The sequence below is a fragment of the Bradyrhizobium sp. Unk1 genome, assembly GCF_059512345.1.
Window position 1 is genome coordinate 1 of sequence record NZ_JCAMOP010000285.1, and the last position, 242, is coordinate 242.

Sequence of the window (242 nt, forward strand, 5' to 3'; positions counted from 1 at the left end):
CCATCCAGCCATCGACCCACGCTTTGAGATCGGGATTCTCCATATGGTCGCCTCCGTTTCATTTGAGTGGGCCTTCGGGACCGGGCGCGTAGAGCGAAACCAGATTGATAAGACGGCCACGACCTTGAGCGCAGCCGTTCCCTCCAACCGGCGCCGGAAGCTCGGGGGCAAGGCGGCCGTGGAGGCGCGACCCTAACGGATTACGCCGGGTTCTGGTTTCAAATGGGTCGGGGCGGACGTGC

General features: G+C 63.2%; 1 protein-coding gene. It reads left to right on the top strand.

All coding sequences use genetic code 11. The features are described from left to right. A partial coding sequence (locus tag AC5ZFO_RS48510) for a hypothetical protein (RefSeq protein ID WP_496124336.1) occupies positions 1-196 on the top strand: 196 nt, incomplete at its 5' end. Between the last annotated feature and the right edge of the window lie 46 nt (positions 197-242).